General features: G+C 80.3%; 1 protein-coding gene. It reads left to right on the top strand.

Going from position 1 to position 523, the window contains the following annotated elements:
- The coding region (locus tag GTY56_RS26070; protein ID WP_237525037.1) for a cell division protein PerM at window positions 1-523 on the top strand (523 nt) is incomplete at both ends.

The raw sequence follows: 523 nt of genomic DNA, 5'->3' as shown, positions 1-523 counted from the left end.
TGCTGCCGGCGGGAGCACGCCCGCTGGTGCTCGGCCCGGACGGGCGCCCCGGTGTCGCGGCCCGGGCCGCGGCGGCCGGGGCCGTGGTGCTCCTCGGGGGCGGGGCGCTGCTGGTGGTGGCGTCGATGGCGGGCCACGGAGCGGCGACCCAGGCGTCGTTGCTCCGGCTGACCGAGGGATGGTCGGGGCGGTTCGCCGTATGCCTGCTGTGCGCGGCCCTGCTGCCGAACGCGGCGGTGTGGGGTGCCGCTTATGCCCTCGGGCCGGGCTTCGCCCTCGGTGCCGGCCACACGGTCGGCCCGCTCGCCTCGGCGCCGGCTCCGTACCTGCCGCCGTTTCCGCTGCTGGCGGCGGTGCCGGAGGCGGGGGAGGGGGCGCCGCTGCACTGGGCCGCCGGGGCGGTACCGGTGGCCGCCGCGCTGGTCGTCGGCTGGACGGTGGCCAAGGGCGCGGCGTCCGCGCAGTGCGGCGGCACGAAACCGGGCGGCGCTGCGCGGACCGCGGTCTGGTCGGCGGGCCGCAC

Source organism: Streptomyces sp. SID5643 (genome assembly GCF_009872555.1).
GTDB lineage: Bacteria > Actinomycetota > Actinomycetes > Streptomycetales > Streptomycetaceae > Streptomyces > Streptomyces iakyrus.
The sequence above is the reverse complement of the archived record's forward strand: the minus strand, read 5'-3'. Positions and strand labels throughout refer to the sequence as shown.